Genomic DNA, 306 nt, shown 5'->3' on the forward strand with positions numbered 1-306 from the left:
CAAAAAACTCCGCTTTTCTCGTTAAATCATCCAACTCTTGTGGAATGTGGTGGCTACTAATCAGCGTGAACCCGTATTCAAACAAGCTGACTATCGCATTGGCGCACAGCGTAAAACTCAGCTCATTCGGATAAATTCCCGGGAGGGTCTTTGCCATCCGCACCATCTGGTAACGGACGAGGTTGTAGCAGAGCAACACGCCCCACAGTTCTTGTTTCACCATCTCAGATTTTTTGCTTCGCAGCGTAAATTCGTTTGCCAGCAGTTGCTGTTTCATCTCCCGGTAGCCCAGTTCGATTTCCCAGC

General features: G+C 48.7%; 1 pseudogene. It reads right to left on the bottom strand.

The features are described from left to right. A pseudogene (locus EOE67_RS20620) lies at positions 1-306 on the bottom strand (IS4 family transposase); the annotation flags it as partial.

Origin of the sequence: Rheinheimera riviphila, from assembly GCF_004005945.1 — a bacterium.
In the GTDB taxonomy this organism is placed as follows: Bacteria; Pseudomonadota; Gammaproteobacteria; order Enterobacterales; family Alteromonadaceae; genus Pararheinheimera; species Pararheinheimera riviphila.